The following is an 18,973-nucleotide window of genomic DNA, read 5'->3' on the forward strand; positions in this document are numbered from 1 at the left end:
TACCGAACCCGTAAATTCTGGATTTCTCGTCCCCGTCCGTCGGGAACCGCCGGGCCAAGTCAAGAATATCCTGCCATGTCATGCCGTCATGAGGCAGTTCGACGCCGTGCTTTTTGAACAAGTCCGCATTGTAAAATATCGTATTCCCGTAAAAAGTCGGGCTTAATCCATAGAGCTTCCCGCCGCCTTTTTCTTTTAGCATTTCAATAAGCGCAGGATAAATGTTGTCGATTTTATATTTGTCCTGTTCGATGAGGGAATCCAATTCCATCAGCTTGCCGTCTCCCGCCATTTTTGCGTAATTGTCGGTCCCCAGCATCACGACATCCGGTTGTTCCTTATCGATAAAATCGCGAACCGCCTTGTTATAATCGATAACTTCTCCGTTATTTCCGCTATAGATGGAATTCGTGCTGACGATTTCCACATCGATATCCGGGTGCTGCATGGCAAACAAATCACCATACTGGCTGAAAAAATAACTTTCGTCATAAAACATGACTTTGAGCGACCGCTGTACATTTGCTTCCTTCTTCGGTCCGGCGGTACAGCCCGTTAAAAGCACCGTGCCTGCGATTGCCGCTAAGGTTAACTTGCGAATCATTTTTCCCTTGAACATAAAATCCCTCCAAATTAATGACTGTCTACTCCTTGCCGGATGTTCCGTCCTCTTTCTTGTTCGCCTGCTCCTTCACCAGCTTATCCAGCAGCGCCTGACCTTCCTGCTCGATCGTCTGCAGTGCCTCGTCGATGGATTTGCTCTTCTTTTCCACAAGTCCAAGTTCTCTGGAACTGAGCTCGTAATATTGCATGTAGAAATCGCTCGGAATTTTGTCCGCATTTTTCGGAGCGTTATCAAACACCGGTTTCAACTTATAAAAAGGCTCAAGGCTTACGCCGTTATATTCCCTTGACGCGCCCATCCGGCTTAGCAAGCCGTCGTTCAGCGTTCTGGACTTAATTTTGGCGAATTCGTCGCCGCTCACAAATTTGATGAACTCCCACGCGGCATCCGCATTCGGCGAACCCGCCCGGATCGAGAAAATCCGGTTCATATACGCATCCCGTGTTTGATCCGGCGTCGCCGGATCGACCGGCCCTGCCACGATACCGATCTGGAACGGCTTGTAATCCTTGATTGAGCTTGAGGCTTCTTTCAGGTTTTGCAGCATATACGGGCCGTTAACGGTCATTGCCATCCGCCCCATCAAAAACGGCTGGGACTTATAATATTCTTCCATTGTGCCCCCCTGGAACCCGCCGTCCTTCGGACTATACAGGGCGTTCGATTCCAGGCCGTCCAGCGCTAACTTATAGGCCCTTTTCCAAGCGTCCGTGTTTACCGTAATTTTCATCGTATCCGGATTAATCGATTGGAGCCCTTCGGTACCTGCGATTCTGGAGGCCAGATTTTCCAGGGTCGTCCCCCCGTATTGCTCTCCGAACCCGTAGACCCGGGTCTTCTCATCCCCGTCGGTAGGAAATCTGCGGGCCAAATCCAGCACGCCTTGCCAGGTAATTCCGTCCTGCGGCACTTCAATTCCGTATTTGGCAAACAAATCCGCATTGTAAAAGAGCGCATTGCCATAGAAGGAAGGGGCCAATCCGTACAGTTTCCCGCCGCCTTTTTCCTTGAGCATGTCGATCAAGCCCGGATAAATCGTGTCCGTGTTGTACTTGTCCCCGCTGATAAGCGAATCCAATTCCAACAGTCGGCCGTCATTCACAAAGGTTTCATAGTTGCTTGAATCCAGCATCAGGATGTCCGGCTGTTCCTTCTCGACAAAATCCTTATATGCCTTCTCGTAGTCTGTCACTTCTCCGTTATAGATGCTCTGAGTGCTTACGACTTCGATCTCCACATTCGGATTTCTCATCGTGAATAGGTCGCCGTACAATTGATAGAAATAACCTTCATCCGAAAACATCACTTTCAAAGTTTGCTGTTCGTTGCTTTCCTTTTTGGCCGGACCGGCACTGCAGCCCGCAATCAGCAGCATGCTGACCGCCAGAAGCAGCGAAATACGCCGCGCCAGCTTCGATTGGATCTTCATCATGACCTCCCAAAGATTAAATAAATTAATATGCTCTAGACGTATAACGCAGGAAGCAACTGGAAAGTTACAAAAATTTGCGCAGGGGTGGTTTCGGCTCTCTACATCGAGGCGTCCAATGCGGCTTGTCCCGCCTTTTGAATCGCCCTCAAGGCCTCCTCTAATGTCTTGTCACCTTCCCGGACTTTTTCGATTTCCCTGTTACGAATTTCCTCAAAAAGGGAATAAAAGGATGAGGGAATCCGATCAGAGCGCGTCCCCGACAGGTTAAGCTTGGGTTTCAGACGATAGAACGCATCCAAGGAAATTCCGGCATAATCCCTTTTTCCGTCCATACGCGACGGTAAACTGTACAGCGTTTTGGATCTGATTTTGGCATATTGGCCCCCGTTAACGAATTTGAAAAACTCCCAGGCGGCTTCGCTATTCTCCGAACCTGCACGGATTGCAACGATCTCATCCAGCGTGATCTCTCTGGTGGCACCGGGGTTGGCCGGGTCCACTGGGCCGGACACGATGCCGATTTCAAAAGAAGGGCTTTTCGTAAGTACGTCTTGAGCTTCCTTCCATCTTTGCAAAAGCAATGCCCCATTTACCGTCAATGCGCTGCGACCCGTCAAAAACGGATCGTTTTGGATCGACTCGGCTACCGTGCGGCTTTGAGCAGTCTCATCCCCCTGTGCCGGATTATAAAGCGCACCCGAAGCATCGGCTTTCAACGCAAGCTCATACACGTTAAACCAGGCTTCCGTGTCGATGGTCACCTGCATCGAGTCCGGATTTATGTAAGTTAATCCTTCGGAAAGCGAAAACAGGAGTACCATATAGTCGAAAGACATCGCATAGTCTCCTCCAAAGCCGTAGTTTCGTGAAGAACCCTCCCCCTCCGCGGGAAACCTCATCGCAAGGTCCATAATCTCCTGCCAGGTCATATTGTCATGAGGCGGTTCGACGCCATGTTTTTCGAATAGATTCTTGTTGTAATAGACGGCGCTCCCGTAAAAGAAGGGATTCAATCCGTACAGTTTGCCGCTTCCCAACTCCCGCAAGGTCTCCTCAAGCCCCGGAAGAACCCCCTCCAGGCTATATTTGTCACTCTCCAACAGCGGGTCAAGCTCCATCAACTGACCAGCTTCGGCAAAGCTCCGGAAATCCGATGTCCCTAAAAATAAAACATCCGGCCGTTCCGTTTCTACCAATTCCTTCAGAGCCTCCTCGTACGTTTTTCCGCCCAAATCGGCTTTCAACTTCCGGGTCGATACGACTTCAATATGCACATTTCCCTGACTCATGGTGAACAAGTCGCCATACTTTCGATAGAAACCGTCTTCATCCGAATACAATACCTTCAAGCTCACCGCCGGATGATCCGCTTCATTCACCGGAGTTGCCGTACAACCTGCAGCCAGAAAACAGATGATCAGGACTAGCGCGACAAATCGGAACATTTCCCCCTTCACGAGCCACTACCTCCAAAAATTGGATTCTTCTTCACATCAACTACGTTTGATAGAAATGGAAAGTTACGGTTCTCATCCCCGTCACATAATTCCAGAAAACAACTGAAAGTTACAAAAAAATAATTGACCAGTTATCAAAACTCATTTATATTTGTAACATATTAACTCAACTTTCGCACCTTGAAAATTAGTGTTAAGCCTTGATATGACTAGGATTTCTTATTGAAAAATCTCGTTCTTGACAGAAAAACACCTTTCCGTTTGGTAAAATGGAAGTAGCTAAACAAACCATTCCAAACAGAAAGGTGCGTAACTCTATGGTACAACACAACTTCCTGTCTGAAAAGGGCCAAGAACGAATCTCGACTTTATTTTCCGCTTTGCAAATCGGACAACTGTTGCGCAAAGCCGGCATTTCCAAGTCGTTCGGATTGTCCAGTCTTGCCATCTTTCAGCTGATCTTTACGCTCGTGTTTGAAGGGCGCAATTGGTTTCGTCTTCTGCATAGCGACCGCCGCCAGTCGTTGCCTGGCAAAGATGTAGTCTATCGATTCTTAAACCATCCACGCTTTGCCTGGCGACGATTTTTGCATGCCTTGAGTCTGAAGGTCGTTCAGCATTTTGATTCCTTAACCTCTTCGTCCCGCGTTCGGACGTTCATCATTGATGATTCGGTTCTTCGCAGGGATCGCAGCAAGAAAGCCGAGTTGCTTGCCCGCATCTTCGATCATACGACGGGGAGATATGCTCGCGGCTACAACATGCTCACGCTCGGATGGTCGGATGGCTTCAGCTTTGCGCCCATCGATTTTGTCATGCTCAGCTCGGCCAAGCTGACGAATCGCTTTTGCGAGATGAAGGAACGTCTGTCCAAGCGTACCCAAGGCTACAAACGCCGCATCGAGGCGCTTTCACGCAAACCGGATGCCGTGGCGGCTCTGCTTGATCGAGCGATTCAGGCTGGATTTAGCGCTGACTTTGTCCTGATGGACAGTTGGTTTACCCAAGCGCCTCTGTTGCGTGAACTGATGGCGAAAGGTCTGCATGTCATTGGGATGGTCAAGGCGATGAAACAACGATACCGGTTCGACGGAAAAAGCCTGACGCTCCATGAACTGTATGCCCTGTTGCCAAAGCAGAAAAACAAAGAAATCCTTGGCTCGGTCATCGTTCAAACCGCCTGCGGTTTGCCGATCAAATTGGTCTTTGTGCAAAACCGCCATCGGCGGCGGGATTGGCTGGTTCTGCTCAGCACCGATTTGGCGTTGGAAGAGGCTGAAATCGTTCGCATCTACGGCATGCGTTGGAGCATTGAGACGTTCTTCAAATTTGCCAAATCGTACCTGAAGCTGGGAACGGAGTTTCAAGGTCGTTCGTTTGATATGCTCATCAGCCACACCACGATCGTGTTTACCCGTTATCTCGTAATGGAATGGGAACGCCGTCACAACAACGACGCGCGGTCGTTGGGCGGTCTGTTTTTCCTGTTTTCCGACGAAGTTCGAGACCTGGATCTCAAAACGGCTTTGCAGCATCTGATCGCATTTTTCATGGCGTTCACGGAAGCGAAATCCAAACGGGATCAGTCTGCCGTTGTATGTCAACTCCAGCAATGGATTGCGAGTTTGCCCAATTATATCAAGGCTTTGTTCGGAAAATTAAGCTGCGAAAGTTGAGATATTAACATTTTTTGTACTTAGTAGGTTCTTTTAATTAATGAGCAAAGGTGATTTGTATGACCTGTACAACCCCGATTCTCGAGCAGTTGGACAACTTCATGCAGCAAGAGCAAATCAACTTACGAAAATTGGCTCAACGCGCCGATCTGAACGCGGGCACGCTGAGCTCGATTTTTAATCACCAAAAAAGACTCACCGTCGACCATCTCGATCGCCTTACTTCGGTCATGAGTTTGCCGGAGGGTCATTTTTACGAACAGTACGTAGAAGATTTCTTGTTGAACACGACACCGGATTGGCGCAGAATCCGGCCTTTTTTGTACCGTTGCGCGGCTCTCGGCAAAGCGGATCTCATCCGCAAGGTCGTCGGGCTGCTGCTCGACCATCTCATGTATTCCCCGCTCTTGTTCGACCTTGCGGAGGAATTTTACCAGAACGGCAACCACGAGGCCGCAGCCATCCTGTTCGAAAACGTCGCCGCAAGCGAGAAGCACCAGCATTCGGAACGGCTGGCCTTTTGCCATTACCGGATGTTCCTGATTAAGCAGGGCGATGATTTGGAGCAGAACCGGTATGCCGCGATTCAGTTTGAGCCGTATGTGGATCGGCTGGATGAGTTTGATCAGTTGGATGCGCTGCGGAGTTTGTTGATTACTTACCGGACTATACGCGATTGGAATAGAGTGGAGAAAATTTCATTAAGGTTAAATTACCTTGCTACAATCGTTTATAATAATTTCCATTCCAAAAAAAGGAAAGAGGGCAAGCCTCTTAGACAGCTTGGCAGACCCCTGTTTTTTTATATAGCACATAGTAAACTCTTACTGGCGGCCTCTTATTATGAAAACGAACATTATGAACAAGCCTTGAAGCATGTTTATGAAGTCACTAATCTGGACTGGGTAAAGGAAAAAGATGAACATACCCAGCATTGGAAAGTTTTATTTCTAAGATGGGCTAAGGCAAATATCTTGTTAACAAGGCTCATGGCTGGCGAAACGAACATTCTTGAAGAATACGTAAGTTTCTTTGAACCAATTGAAGATGAAATTATTACAGGATTGTGGAATATAACTAAAGCAGCTAATAAGTTTGATTTAGACATTGATCATCATCTTTACAAATTTGAACAACATATCATGTCATATAAGAAAGAGTTAAGAAATACAATCATTAATGGAATTAATGTAGATTATAAGCGGATTGGTTTGATGTATGAATTGTCTATGTACTTTTTAAGGAGAGGGAGATATGACAGAGGATTTCGGGAATTAGTAGACGGATTGGGAGAATCTGCTATAATGAATGATGAGAGCTCGATCCTGAGGTTTATGCGGTTATTCGAAACATATAGGGAGTTTGCGTCGCCGCTATATCAGGAAGAGTATCACCTATTAGCGAAAATAGGAGGCTAAAGTATGAAGAAAAAAATCAAGCAGTTGTATGTATTGGGTTTCTTGTTGGCCTTTGTACTAGTTTCATCCCCCGTAATTAAATTATTTGATTTTCATGCTGGCGGTTAAATACACAATAACTCACCTACCAAGATACATAGTATGTTAATTTCTTGACCATGAAGAACAGCCCCCACCGGGTAGATAGTATATCTGTCCGGTGGGGGTTTCCTATTGTAAATAATCAGAAAATGTGTATGAAAATTCGACCATAACATGCCACAAAACCGCTGTATTACTGATTCTGTACGAAAAATCATACAGAAAATGCCCTAAATCAGGAAAAACACCTGAATGTGTATGATTTATCGTACAGAAATGCTCAGAAAACGTCCAAAGCTTAATTTATGTATGAAAAATCATATAGGATCCAATCCTGAAGGTTGGAACTGACTAAAAAAATCCCCGAAGCTCCGCTTCGAGGATTTAGTTCTGAATTGGCATTAGCTCAAATTGCCTGGGACCGATTTGGAGACACGGCCCGTGTTCACCTTGGCAGCTTGGGCTGCGGAGCGGATAACTTTCATTCCTTTCACCTCCTTACATAATGAAAAGCAAATTCTTAGACTTCGGTCGTTTCGTTTTGCAGCCATATCGTTCTCAGCGTTTGTTTGATTTGGCGTTTCTCGTAAGAACAAGGTCTCTGGCCGGTGCGCATGCGGTATAGCGGGCAATGATTGCCTTGGCAGGCCGGGCGGAAAAAACAGGCTTGGCAATTCGAATCCGTTTCTTCGCCGGAAGTAGTCCAGAGCGCCAGCTTGTCGTAATCAAGGTCCAGCGTGCCGTCCCGATGAATGAAGCCCAGCCGATTGTTATCCTGTTCCAGGGCCACCGAGCATTTGTACAGCCGGCCATCCGAACCGATCACCAGGGAATTCGGCTTCGCTGCATAGCATACCGCCCCCGTAGGGAGCAAAATATCGGAGATAAAAGAACTGACGGTGAGCCCCGCCGCGATTGCCCGTTCGTTGAATTCCCAAATTTTGATGTCCTTGGTCCGGTCGTCGCACACTGGAAGGGTCAAGTCGTTTTCGCCGCCCATGCAGCCGACGGGACGGAAATACACTTTAAAACGGGGATCATTGCCGAACAAATCCCGCAAAACAGGAATAAACGCGGTAACGGCGTCCAGATTGCTGTTGTCAAAATTAACGCGCAGGTTGATTTCGAAGGGGCGGTCTACCTCTTTTAACGTTAATAGATTGTTTACGATCGTTTGGTAGGTACCTCCCCCGCCGTGTAGACCGCGCCGAGCGTCATGCACTTCGCCTTCGCCGTCCAGGGTGACCATGAAGCGTTCCACGTTCAAGTCAAGCATCTGTTCGAAACGCTCCCGGGTCAAATAGTAGCCGTTGGTGGACATTTCGGCACCGTATACGGCCCCGCTCCGCTCACAGGATGCCATAAACGAACGGGAAAGCCGTTCGATAATATGCGGAACAAGCAGCGGCTCTCCCCCATGCCAGCTGATCGTCAGCCGTTTCATGGTTTTGGCCCGCTCGTCAATATAAGCTTCCAGCCCCTCGATCACTTCCGGGCGCATCGAAGCCCGCGGGAAGTATTCATAGCAATAGTTGCAGCGGAAATTGCAGGCCTCGGTCACGAGAAGAACGAGGTGCATGGAATCCTGTGCGTGCATCGATTGGTGTAAAAATAATGCCCGTCTCAGCTCATCGGTGCTTTCATGAACGAGAAAACCGTGCTCGACCAGTCCGGCATACAGCGGCGGGGCAGGATCAGGTGCAGGCGTCCCGGCCTTTAACCATTCAAGTACCTGATTTCGCTCTTCCGGAGAAAATGAGGCGATCGCGCCTGTATAGCTGTTATACAGCACCAATCCGCCGTCATCACTCTCGCTCTGCGCGTTAAAACGCGAAGGCTTCCGCAGCAATCCGTGTTGATTCATCGATTTTTCCCATCCTTTTGTTCAATTCGGGTGTTCACCATAACATCATGCAGGGAAAACAACCCGCGGTTCAATGACGACGGTCACTCTCCTCGCACAAAAAAATCCCCGGACAGACGCCACAATGACTGCGCCTACCCGGGGACGGTGAAATGTTCTATTCGATTTGGCCGATATGATTATGCCGGCCTACTGGCCGTTTAACAATTTGATGAACTCGTCTTCGTCCTCGATGACCGGGATGCCGAGCTGCTGGGCTTTGGCCAGCTTGCTGCCGGCTTTCTCGCCGGCAATGACGAGATCGGTCTTCTTCGACACGCTGCCGGTGACTTTGGCGCCAAGGGCTTCAAGCCGGGCCGTCGCCTCGTCGCGGCCGAGCTGGTGCAAGGTGCCCGTCAGGACGACCGTCTTGCCGGAGAAGAAGGAGTCGGTAACCGGGGCCGCCGGTGCTTCAGGCGCTTTCGCTTCGACGCCGAGCGAAAGCATTTTGTTGATGGCGGCCTGCATGAACGGATCGGCGAAGAACGAGACGATGCTTTCGGCGACGATCAGTCCGATGTCCGGCAGCTCCGTGAGCTCCTCCACGGTAGCGGACATGATCCGGGACAGATCGCGGAAATGATCGGCCAGCACCTTGGTGGTCGATTTGCCGGTGTTCGGGATGCCGAGCGCGAACAGGAAGCTGGCGAGATCCCGCCCTTTGCTCTCCTCGATCGCGCGGAGCAAATTGTTCGCCTTTTTCTCGCCGAAGCGGTCCAGCTTGATCAGATCCTCGAAGGTGAGCGTATACAGCTCCGCCGCCTCGCGGACGTTCAGCTCGTCGTAGAGCTGTTCGGCCGTTTTTTCGCTGAACGTTTCGATGTCCATCGCGTCGCGGGAAGCAAAATGCGTAATCCGGCTGACGATTTGCGGCTTGCATTCAAACCGGTTGTTGCAGAACAGATGCGCGCCGCGCTGCTCAAGCGGGAATCCGCAGGACGGACAATTCACGGGATAAACAATCTCCCCGCCGTCTTGCTCCTCCGTCACTTTACCGAGAATTTCCGGAATGACGTCGTTGGAGCGGCGTATAAAGACGCGGGTGCCGAGCGCGAATTTCAGGTTTTTGCGTTCGATATCCCCGATATTATTGAGCGTGCAATTTTGGACCGTAACCCCGGCCAGCTCGACAGCCTCCACTTTAGCCAATGGCGTGATTTTGCCGGTGCGGCCGACGTTCCAGGAAACCGATTCCAGCACGGTCGTCGTTTCTTCGGCCTCGAATTTGAACGCGACCGCCCAGCGCGGGAATTTGTCGGTATACCCGAGCGCCTCGCGGGTGCGCATATCGGTAAGCTTGATAACCGCCCCGTCGATCAGGTAATCGAGGGTGGAGCGTTTTTCCACGATCTCGTGAAGCGTCTCGATCACTTTATCAAAGCTGTCGTGGTACGTCACATAAGGATTCACCTTGAAACGGTTGTCCTTGAGGAAGGCCATCATTTCCCGATGATCGGAGAAGCGGATGTTGTCCGAATACCCCACATTATAGAAAAAAGCGCTCAGCTTCCGCTCCGCGGTCGTCCGCGGATTCAGGTTGCGCAGAGCCCCGGCAGCGGCGTTACGGGCATTTTTGAGCGGCTCGGCGGCCGTCTCGTTATACTTGGCAAGAACGGAAAGGTTCATAATGCCCTCGCCTTGCACCTCGATTGTCCCATCCTTGTAAGGAATGGTGAGCGGGACGGATTTGATCGTCTTGACCTGGGCGAGAATGCCTTCGCCGACGGCACCGTTCCCCCGCGTGGAAGCTTGAACCAGCTCCCCGTCCGTATAGGTCAGATTCAGCGTCAGGCCGTCGAACTTCAGTTCCACGACGTACGTGGGCGCCGGGAGAGGGTTGCCTGGATTTTTGGAGTTGTAATCCGCGATCAGCTTCAAAGCCCGGTTGTTCCAGTTCAACAGCTGCTCCTCGTTCTGCGCCTTATCAAGGCTCCAAAGCGGAGCCAAATGCCGGTGCGGCTTGAAGCCCTCGAGCAATTCGCCGCCCACCCTTTGCGTCGGAGAACCCGGCAGCGTTGTTCCCGTCTCCGCTTCCAGGGCGACCAGTTCATCGTACAACAGGTCATACTCCTTGTCGCTTACCAGCGGTTGGTCCAACGTGTAATAGTGGTAATTAAACTGATTCAGCTGCTCGATCAGCTGCTCCATGCGCTGCATTTTATCCATGCGGGGACAACCCTCCTTTGTATGTATGGAAACGGAAGGGCTAGACGTGCCAGTTATCGTGGCTGTGCTCTTCCGTTTCAGTTTTGCGGTTTTTGGATGCGTTCCGATTGATGCGATCGTTTTGACGCGGCAGTTTGGTGGATCAATAAGGGTAAATTTAGGCCTTATTCTCGCCATTTAGCGCTCGCGGTCAAAAATAACGCCTAAAAATGGTCTTATTTGCTTAAATTGATGCGAAAACCAACCAATTTGGCGCATTCGGGCCAGAATAGCGGTAAAAATGGTCCTTATTTCAGTGCCATAAACTCAAACAGGCCGAATAAGAACCAAAAAGGGCGCTATTTGTGCGGTGCGGCACCATTGTGCTGAAGTTGAGTTACTTGGGCGATTGGTGCCGTACCGTGTATGGTAAGTAACTTAACTGGTGCTATAGCGTCGTTTGGTGCGTGATTAGATGACTGGTGCAACTCCGTGCAAGATGAGTAACTTAGATGATTAATGTGACAACGCGGCTTGGTTAGTTACTCCAGCTAATGTTGCCACACTCCTAGGACAAGTTACTTGGATCATTGGTGCGACAGCGTCGCTTGGTGAGTTACTGAGACGGCCTGGCGCGACGCCGTGCAAGGCGAGCGGATGGCTCCCAACGGAGCAATAGGGACCCGGCTTACTCCACTTTGGTGATCGGGGCGAAGCCTGCGAGCAGGCGTTTCACGCCGACCGGCGCCGGAAAAGCGATCTGCAGCTCCGTGTCGTTACCGGAGCCTTTGACCGCCACGACGGTGCCGATCCCCCATTTGCCGTGCGACACCTTGTCGCCGGCCTGGAATGCGCCGCCGGTGCCTCCGGCTCCCGGCGTCTTTTTGACAGGCGCGCCGGCTGCGCCCGGAGCGCCCACGGTTACCGTGACGCCGCTGCTGCCGGCGCCACCGGTGCTGCGGCCGCCTGCGGCCGGCCGCGGAGTTTCGGCCACGCTGCCGCGGTGGCCGAAGTTGCTGCCGCCGCTGGCGCCGAAGCCGCGGCGGCCGTACACGCCGCCGATGCCCGCACCGCGGCGGTAACGATCACGGGCGACGCCCGTGTCTTCCTTGAGATCCTCCGGGATCTCGTCAAGGAAGCGGGACGGCGCGTTCGCCGTGGTCCGACCGAACAGCGTGCGCATCTGCGCGCAGCTGAGGTAGAGCTTCTCTTCCGCGCGCGTGATGCCTACATAAGCGAGGCGACGTTCCTCCTCCAGCTCTTCATTATCCAGGAAGGCCCGGCTGTGAGGGAACACGCCTTCCTCCATCCCGATGATGAAAACGACCGGGAACTCCAGCCCCTTGGCACTGTGCATCGTCATCAGCACGACCGCGTCGTCGTTCGCTTTTTCCGCGTCGCCGTTATCGTTCATGCTGTCGATGTCCGCAATCAGCGCCAGATCCGTGAGAAAGGATACTAACGACTTATCTTCATTATTATTCTCAAATTCCATCGTTACTGACAGGAACTCGTCGATATTTTCCAGGCGGGCGCGCGACTCAAGCGTATTCTCGTTCTGCAGCTCCAGCCGGTATTGCGTCATTTCCAGCAACTTTTCGGTCAGCTCGGTGACGGACAAAAACTCCACCATCTGATGCAGCGCAGCGATCATATCATAAAACTCCACCAGCGCATTGCGCGTCCGGCCTGCAAAGCCGAGATCGTCGACCGTCTGCAGCACTTTGTAAATCGACGTCCCGCGTTCCGCCGCCGCATCCGCCAGCTTTCCGACCGTCGTGTCGCCGATGCCTCTTTTCGGCACGTTAATGATCCGCGTCAGGCTGATATCGTCATCCGGGTTCGACAACAGGCGCAAATAGCCGAGCAAATCCTTGATTTCTTTACGATCATAGAACTTGATGCCGCCGACGATTTGATAAGGAATATCCGACTTGATCAAAATTTCCTCGATCACCCGGGACTGGGCATTGGTACGGTACAAAATCGCGTGATCGCGATAGGCTCTGCCGTTTTTCACATGTTGCGAAATTTCCGAAGTGATAAAATACCCTTCATCATGCTCCGAATCCGCCCGGTACACCTGAATTTTATCGCCGTCACCTTTGTCGGTCCAAAGGTTTTTCGGCTTGCGGCCGGTATTCCGGCCGATCACGCCGTTGGCGGCATTCAAAATCGTCGAGGTCGAACGGTAGTTTTGCTCCAGCATGATCGTGGTCGCTTCGGGATAATCTTTTTCAAAGTTGAGAATATTGCTGATATCCGCGCCGCGCCACCGGTAAATCGACTGGTCGCTATCGCCCACCACGCAGATGCGGTGATGCTTGTCCGCCAGCATGCGGCACAGCATGTACTGCGCCCGGTTCGTATCCTGGTATTCGTCGACGTGGATGTATGAGAACTTTTTCTGATAAAAATCGAGCACCTGCGGCTCATTGTTGAACAGCTCGATCGTCTTCATAATCAGGTCGTCAAAATCAAGCGAGTTGTTGTTGCGCAGCTTTCTCTGATAGAGGTCATAGACTTTGGCAACGATGCCCTCAAAATAATCTCCAACCTTCTGCTCATACTGCTTCGGCGTGACAAGCTCGTTCTTCGCCGTGCTGATCATCGACTGAACCGCCTTCGGCTCGAACTTCTTGGTGTCGATGTTCAATTCTTTCATGCAGTTGCGAATGACGGAAAGCTGGTCCCCGGAATCAAGAATGGAAAAATTCGACGTAAATCCGATCCGCTCGATATCTCTGCGGAGAATGCGCACGCACATGGAGTGGAAGGTGGACACCCAAATGTCCCGCCCTTCCGAACCGCCCACGAGCCGGGACACCCGGTCCTGCATTTCGCGGGCCGCTTTATTCGTAAACGTGATGGCCAAAATCGCCCACGGCGGCGCTTTCCGCGTCGCGATCAGGTAAGCGATCCGGTGCGTCAGCACGCGGGTCTTACCGCTGCCTGCGCCGGCCATGATGAGCAGCGGGCCTTCCGTCGTTTCGACGGCTTTGCGCTGCTCCGGGTTAAGACGGGCCACCGCCTCTTGTATATTCACAGGTTGCATAGAAATGCTCCTCTCTCATTGCTCGGGTACTTTTCTTTTTATGGATAACGGGAAAAGCTCCCGTTAATTTCGACTTGTTTGTGTTCATCTTCCAATTAAGCGGAAAACTTCCCGCTAATTTCTCGAATTTGGGCTGATGTCCAGGAATTCTGCTGAATTAGATGGATGTTTTCCCGTTATTTCGCATGCTGCGGGACTTACGAGAAAAATAGCTGGAGAATTCCCGGTAAACATGGGCGATAGGCCGCGGATGATGCATGTATGGGCACTTGAGTACATTGTAACTTTGGCGGTTCAGCAGTTGAGTACTTTCAGCACTTCGGCGCTTCATCACACTTAGTAACTTTGGCACTTCGACAACTCTGACTCACTGAGACTGTTGGCTCTCAGGTCTCAGGTTTGTAACTTTGGCACTTTGAGTACTTTAAGCATCTTTGTCACTAAAACCCTGCAGCCCTTCGGTACTTCGGCAATTCGCCCTAATCCCCCGTCCCTACGCAATGACTCAACAGCTAACGCTTACCATGGGCGTTAATTCGTCGAAAAGCAGCTATTTGGTTTTCTAACGCTTGCCTTAGCGGTTGTTGTTCCATTTAGGCCTTTTTTTGACCAATGATGGGGAAATAAGAGCGCCTATAACCGTTAGATTTCAAAAACCGCCGATTTGGAGCAATTAGCGGCTGTGGCAAGCGTTACGCGGATGTGCCAGGGAACTCGAAAAGACGATCGCGGCCATGGAGCGGTCAGGCCCTTCCCGACAAATGCCCCTTTACCGCCTGGACGGTGTCGAGCGCACTCTGAAGGTTGCTGTAGATGACGTTACCGACGACAATCGTATCGCAAACCGCAGAGGCCCGTCTGGCCATCTCGGCATCCGCAATGCCCCCGCCGTAAAAAAGCTGCGCGGCGCCAAGCGATCTGCGCACATCCGCGACCAGCTCCATATCGCCGAACATGCCGCTATATTCAACGTAAACGATAGGCATCCTTAGAAGCTTGTCCGCGACCTGCGCATAAGCGGAGGCGGCGGAAGGCTCGAGCCCGGTAACCGCATCCGTTAGCTTCGCCACAGTGGAATCGGGGTTCAGCACAATATACCCTTCCGGCACCAGCATGTCCCATGGAATCATGTATCCGTACTGTTCGACCGCGCGGGCGTGATGCCCGATCAACCAATCCGTTCGTGCCGTATTCAGCACCATCGGGATCAGATACAGATCGAACCCCGGCACTACGGCTTCCAGATCGGAAACCTCCAGCACGCACGGGATTTCAAACTGGCGAACGCGGGACAGTAACTCCACCGTATTGTCATAAGTCACTCCGCTGGAGCCGCCGACGATGACGGCATCGCTTCCTGACATGCATACGGCTTCCAACGCTTCATCGCTAAGGCTTTTGTCCGGATCCAATTTGAACACATGCCGCCAGGACTGCAAACACTGCTTCAACACCGATTCCCCCATGCTATTGTTCTGTCTGTTCGGTTCGGGCCACCCCGATCCGTCACGAAAAACGGGGCCACTCTTTTATGCCCCGCGTGTTCTTGCTTGTATTTTACGAACGGTTTATCTCATAGCCACTTCTAGTCTAAGTTACTGTAAGAATGCTGTCAATGTTCGCATCGGAGGGGAACAGAATCTTCCTGCAAACGCAAAAGATCCCCCTCTTCACAACAGAGGAGGCTCTTTTGTTACAACCCCAAAATATTCAATAGACTAGCCCTTCCCGCATCTTCTTCACCCAGAAAATCCGTGTAGAAACCGTAGACGCCCATGCGTTTGAATTTAAGCACCTTTTCTTTGTCGTTAATCGTGTGCACGTACGACGGGATGCCGATCTTCGCCAATTCGGAAACCAAGTTTTCGTTTGCCCGGGTCTCCGACATGGTGATGGCGGCCAGGCTTTTTTCCTTGGCAAACCGGATCACCTTCTCGTCGGAATCATGCGTCTGATACAGCGTATAAATAACCGACTTGAACGGGTATATCGCTTCAATCGCATCCCACATCGACTCATAGTAAATTTGCGGCACAATCCGGTCCAGCAGGGCCGGGTCGCGCTTCTTGGCGGTATCCGCAATAATATTGAAGATTTCGTCGATCTCCTCCGGCTCGATCTGCTTCGTATCGGTGACCAGATACATATCCGGATGCTGCTCCATTAAGTCGAGAATATCTTCCCAACTGAGCGGCTCGTACTGCCCCTTGATTTTAGCCGCCTTAAATTCTTCAAATGTCCACACCGCCGGATGCGTGGCCGGATCCATCGCGTCTTCCTGCCCCATCATTTTGGTGAAGCTTTCTCCCCATTCATGGCGGGCAATGAGCTGGCCGTCCTTGCTGAGCAGAAGGTCCGCTTCGAAAACCCTGAGGCCTTTTTCATAGTTTGCGGTAAAAGCTTCATAGCTGTTGGAATACGTGAGATCCCCGATTCCTCCCATCGCATGCGCTATCATCCGGTGGGCCAAAAATCCTTCGCGCGGAAACCGGTCCTGCGGCCGGTATAGTGTCGTGACGAGCAGAATCACAAGCGCAAGAAGGAGAAGCGAGCTATAGAGCAGTTTCTTTTTATTAATACGCATTTTTGTTTATAAACCCGTTAACCATCGTTTTAAATATAATTTTGATGTCCAGCAGGATGGACCAGTTCTCGATGTAAAAAATATCATGCTCTATCCGCTCCTCTATCGATGTATCCCCACGTAAGCCATGGGCTTGCGCATATCCGGTAATGCCGGGACGGACATGGTGCTTGACCATGTATTTCGGAACCTCCTCGCGGAATTGTTCCACGAAGTACGGACGCTCCGGACGCGGTCCCACCACGCTCATATGACCGGCAAGCACATTGAAAAATTGCGGCAGTTCGTCGAGGCTTGTTTTGCGAAGGAAAGTACCGAATTTGGTTCGCCTCGGATCGTTTTCGGTCGTCCAGCCCGTATCCTCCATTCCTTCGGGTAAGGCCCGCATCGAGCGGAACTTGTACATATGGAACCGGCGCCGGTTGAGACCGACCCGCTCCTGTTTGAAAATAACCGGACCTTTGGAAGTCAGCTTGACCCCGATCGCGATCAGCAGCATCAGCGGCGAAGTGATCACAATGGCAAAGGAGCTGAACACGATATCGAACAGCCGCTTCGCAAGCCGATTCCCGGCCAGATCCAGCGGAATGTCGCGGACATTGATCATCGGCATGCCGGCAAAGTTGTCGAACACCGGGCGGGCCGGTAAATAATCGAAAAAGTCCGGGATGATCAGCGTACGGACACCGGCTTTTTCACAAATGGCAATGATTCTTGCGTACTTGGAATGTGCCGTTAGCGGCAGCGCAAGTACCACTTCATCAATCAACTTGGATTCCAGAATTTCTTGCAGCTGATCCACGGTCCCGTGAATCGGTTTGTATCTGGATCTTTCCTCTGGCCCCCATTCCCGGTGGTCATCGAGAAAGCCGACGATTTCGTAACCGAGCTCCGGATATTGACGGAGGTTATCGTGGAACTTCTGCCCAAGCGATCCCGCGCCTAAAATAAGCACAAACTGCTTGTTGAAGCCCTTTTTACGAAGCTGTTTAAGCGAGCTCTTGAGGAAATACCGGTAGACCATAATGAACAACAGGTTGAAAATCATATATATCGCCAGATACATCCGCGAAATATCGACCTGTTTGACGAAGAACATTGCGCCAAGCAGGATAAACAAGCTCAGAAAATGCACCTGAGCCAGTTTCAGCACTTCGTCGGAAAACCTCTTTTTCCGTTTGGGAGAATAAAGAGAGATCAGAATCCCGACAAAGACGGCAATGGCCCCGTACACGATACTCCAAAATGCGTAAATCTCCACCGGTAAAGGCTGCTCGTAGCGAATCAAGCCGCTCTCGAATTTAAGCCACCAGGCGAAGAGGAAAGAGATCTGGATGACCACGAAATCCGCCAAAATATACAGTTGCGTCAAAAATCGCTGATTTTTGCGAATCATGATCTCACCTCCACATTCGTACCGGATTGGCCTGCGGGTTGAGGCGTTTTTGTTGCGCCGCCCCGCGGAAGAAGTTTGTTTTTGGCCAAGGATATAGTAAATTTGAGCGCAATTCCGCAATAGACCGCCGCATTGGTGATCCAGGAATATTTCCGCTTATAGTGCTTGCGGTGAAACACCCACATGGCGCGGTGGAATTCGTAAATGATCTTGAACGGCTTTCGGCGGCTGCTGGCCCCTTTATAATGAACAATGTATGTGGCCGGATGGTAATGAATGCCCCACCCCGCCTGCTTGATCCGATAGCACCAGTCGATATCCTCGCCGTACATAAAAAAGGTTTCGTCCAGGCGGCCCACTTGCCGGATCGTCTCCTGCCGCACCAGCATAAACGCGCCGACAAGGCAATCGATCGGATATGTCTCATTCGGATCCTTGTACCCAAGCTGATACTGGTTAAAACGCGGATTGGCAGGAAACAGTTTGGAAAATCCGAAAGCATAGTAAAAAGATGCCGACGGCGTCGGAAACCCGCGTCTGCACGCCTTATCCAGCGTCCCGTCCGGTAAAATGATTTTGCAGCCCGCCGCTCCGAGGTCTGGATGCCCATCCATATAGGCAATCATCGTTTGAAACGTATCCTTTTGCACGATCGTATCCGAGTTGAGCAGCAGGACATAGCGGCCTTGGGCGATTTCCATCGCCTGGTTATTTGCCTTCGCAAAACCGGTGTTGTCATTGTTGGCGATGAGGCGAACCTGCGGGAAGCTTTCCTGTATCGCTTGTACAGAGTCGTCCTTTGACGCATTGTCAACGACAATGACCTCGTACGAATAGACCGTCTCCGAACCGTACACCGATTCCAGGCAGTCCACCGTCAAACGGCATGTATTGTAACTGACAATGATGATGCTCAAGTCCATTTTCGCTAAGGCTCCTTATTTATTGCTCCTGACAAAACTAGTAATCTATCGACATTATAGCATATCGGGATTGGGAGATGGAGGTAAAAGCAAGGGAATGGATGGGAGTAGAAATATGAATAGCTATAAATATCCTATTATTGACAATTATAGTATTTTAAAATAGAATTAAGAAAATTGTTACATTCAACCCACTTAACTTTCTCCCTTTCATTCCCCTAACCGTCGTACTTAAAACTCTCTTTCCTGTATTCTTCGTAATCAAGTCCTGTTAGAAC

The 18,973-nt window shown here is 50.9% G+C and carries 12 protein-coding genes (1 of these 12 running past the window's edge); 2 read left to right on the forward strand and 10 right to left on the reverse strand.

What is annotated here, in order from left to right:
• From ACSFXJ_RS23065 to ACSFXJ_RS23075, 3 genes are all read right to left on the reverse strand, one after another.
• On the reverse strand, positions 1-619 hold the 5' end (the start) of the coding sequence (locus ACSFXJ_RS23065; RefSeq protein ID WP_435922645.1) for an ABC transporter substrate-binding protein. The gene continues 836 nt to the left of window position 1, outside the view; only the first 619 of its 1,455 coding nucleotides appear in the window; it begins with the start codon at positions 617-619; its stop codon lies off the left edge, out of view.
• Between the two features lie 25 nt (positions 620-644).
• Complete coding sequence (locus ACSFXJ_RS23070; protein WP_435922646.1) at positions 645-2,057, reverse strand: ABC transporter substrate-binding protein; 1,413 nt, start codon at positions 2,055-2,057, stop codon at positions 645-647.
• Between the two features lie 98 nt (positions 2,058-2,155).
• Complete coding sequence (locus ACSFXJ_RS23075) at positions 2,156-3,514, reverse strand: ABC transporter substrate-binding protein (protein WP_435922647.1); 1,359 nt, start codon at positions 3,512-3,514, stop codon at positions 2,156-2,158.
• Between the two features lie 317 nt (positions 3,515-3,831).
• Between ACSFXJ_RS23075 and ACSFXJ_RS23080 the strand changes: the two genes are divergently transcribed.
• Together ACSFXJ_RS23080 and ACSFXJ_RS23085 are read left to right on the forward strand one after the other, a co-directional pair.
• Positions 3,832-5,190, forward strand: a complete 1,359-nt coding sequence (locus tag ACSFXJ_RS23080) for an IS4 family transposase (protein WP_435922015.1) — start codon at positions 3,832-3,834, stop codon at positions 5,188-5,190.
• A 101-nt stretch (positions 5,191-5,291) separates the two neighbouring features.
• Positions 5,292-6,608 (forward strand): transcriptional regulator, encoded by a 1,317-nt coding sequence (locus tag ACSFXJ_RS23085; RefSeq protein ID WP_435922648.1) that lies wholly within the window; start codon positions 5,292-5,294, stop codon positions 6,606-6,608.
• A gap of 601 nt (positions 6,609-7,209) precedes the next feature.
• On the opposite strand, the gene ACSFXJ_RS23090 is transcribed toward ACSFXJ_RS23085, so the two are convergent.
• From ACSFXJ_RS23090 to ACSFXJ_RS23120, 7 genes are all read right to left on the reverse strand, one after another.
• Positions 7,210-8,553, reverse strand: coding sequence for a radical SAM protein (locus ACSFXJ_RS23090; RefSeq protein WP_435922649.1), 1,344 nt, complete (start codon positions 8,551-8,553; stop codon positions 7,210-7,212).
• A 189-nt stretch (positions 8,554-8,742) separates the two neighbouring features.
• Positions 8,743-10,758 carry an NAD-dependent DNA ligase LigA gene (ligA, locus tag ACSFXJ_RS23095; RefSeq protein WP_435922650.1) on the reverse strand — a complete coding sequence of 672 codons (2,016 nt, stop codon included), beginning with the start codon at positions 10,756-10,758 and terminating at the stop codon, positions 8,743-8,745.
• A gap of 667 nt (positions 10,759-11,425) precedes the next feature.
• Positions 11,426-13,792 (reverse strand): DNA helicase PcrA, encoded by a 2,367-nt coding sequence (pcrA, locus tag ACSFXJ_RS23100; protein WP_435922651.1) that lies wholly within the window; start codon positions 13,790-13,792, stop codon positions 11,426-11,428.
• Positions 13,793-14,535: 743 nt separating this feature from the next.
• On the reverse strand, positions 14,536-15,258 hold the full coding sequence (locus tag ACSFXJ_RS23105; RefSeq protein ID WP_435922652.1) for a heptaprenylglyceryl phosphate synthase: 723 nt from the start codon (positions 15,256-15,258) through the stop codon (positions 14,536-14,538).
• Positions 15,259-15,485: 227 nt separating this feature from the next.
• Positions 15,486-16,376 (reverse strand): phosphatidylinositol-specific phospholipase C/glycerophosphodiester phosphodiesterase family protein, encoded by an 891-nt coding sequence (locus tag ACSFXJ_RS23110; RefSeq protein ID WP_435922653.1) that lies wholly within the window; start codon positions 16,374-16,376, stop codon positions 15,486-15,488.
• Positions 16,366-17,772 carry an undecaprenyl-phosphate glucose phosphotransferase gene (locus ACSFXJ_RS23115; protein ID WP_435922654.1) on the reverse strand — a complete coding sequence of 469 codons (1,407 nt, stop codon included), beginning with the start codon at positions 17,770-17,772 and terminating at the stop codon, positions 16,366-16,368. Before ACSFXJ_RS23115 ends, ACSFXJ_RS23110 begins: the two co-directional genes overlap by 11 nt.
• Positions 17,769-18,695: a glycosyltransferase family 2 protein gene (locus ACSFXJ_RS23120; protein ID WP_435922655.1), complete on the reverse strand. Its 927-nt coding sequence runs from the start codon at positions 18,693-18,695 to the stop codon at positions 17,769-17,771. Before ACSFXJ_RS23120 ends, ACSFXJ_RS23115 begins: the two co-directional genes overlap by 4 nt.
• Positions 18,696-18,973 lie beyond the last annotated feature (278 nt).

Origin of the sequence: Paenibacillus salivarius (assembly GCF_051307165.1) — a bacterium.
In the GTDB taxonomy this organism is placed as follows: Bacteria; Bacillota; Bacilli; order Paenibacillales; family Paenibacillaceae; genus Fontibacillus.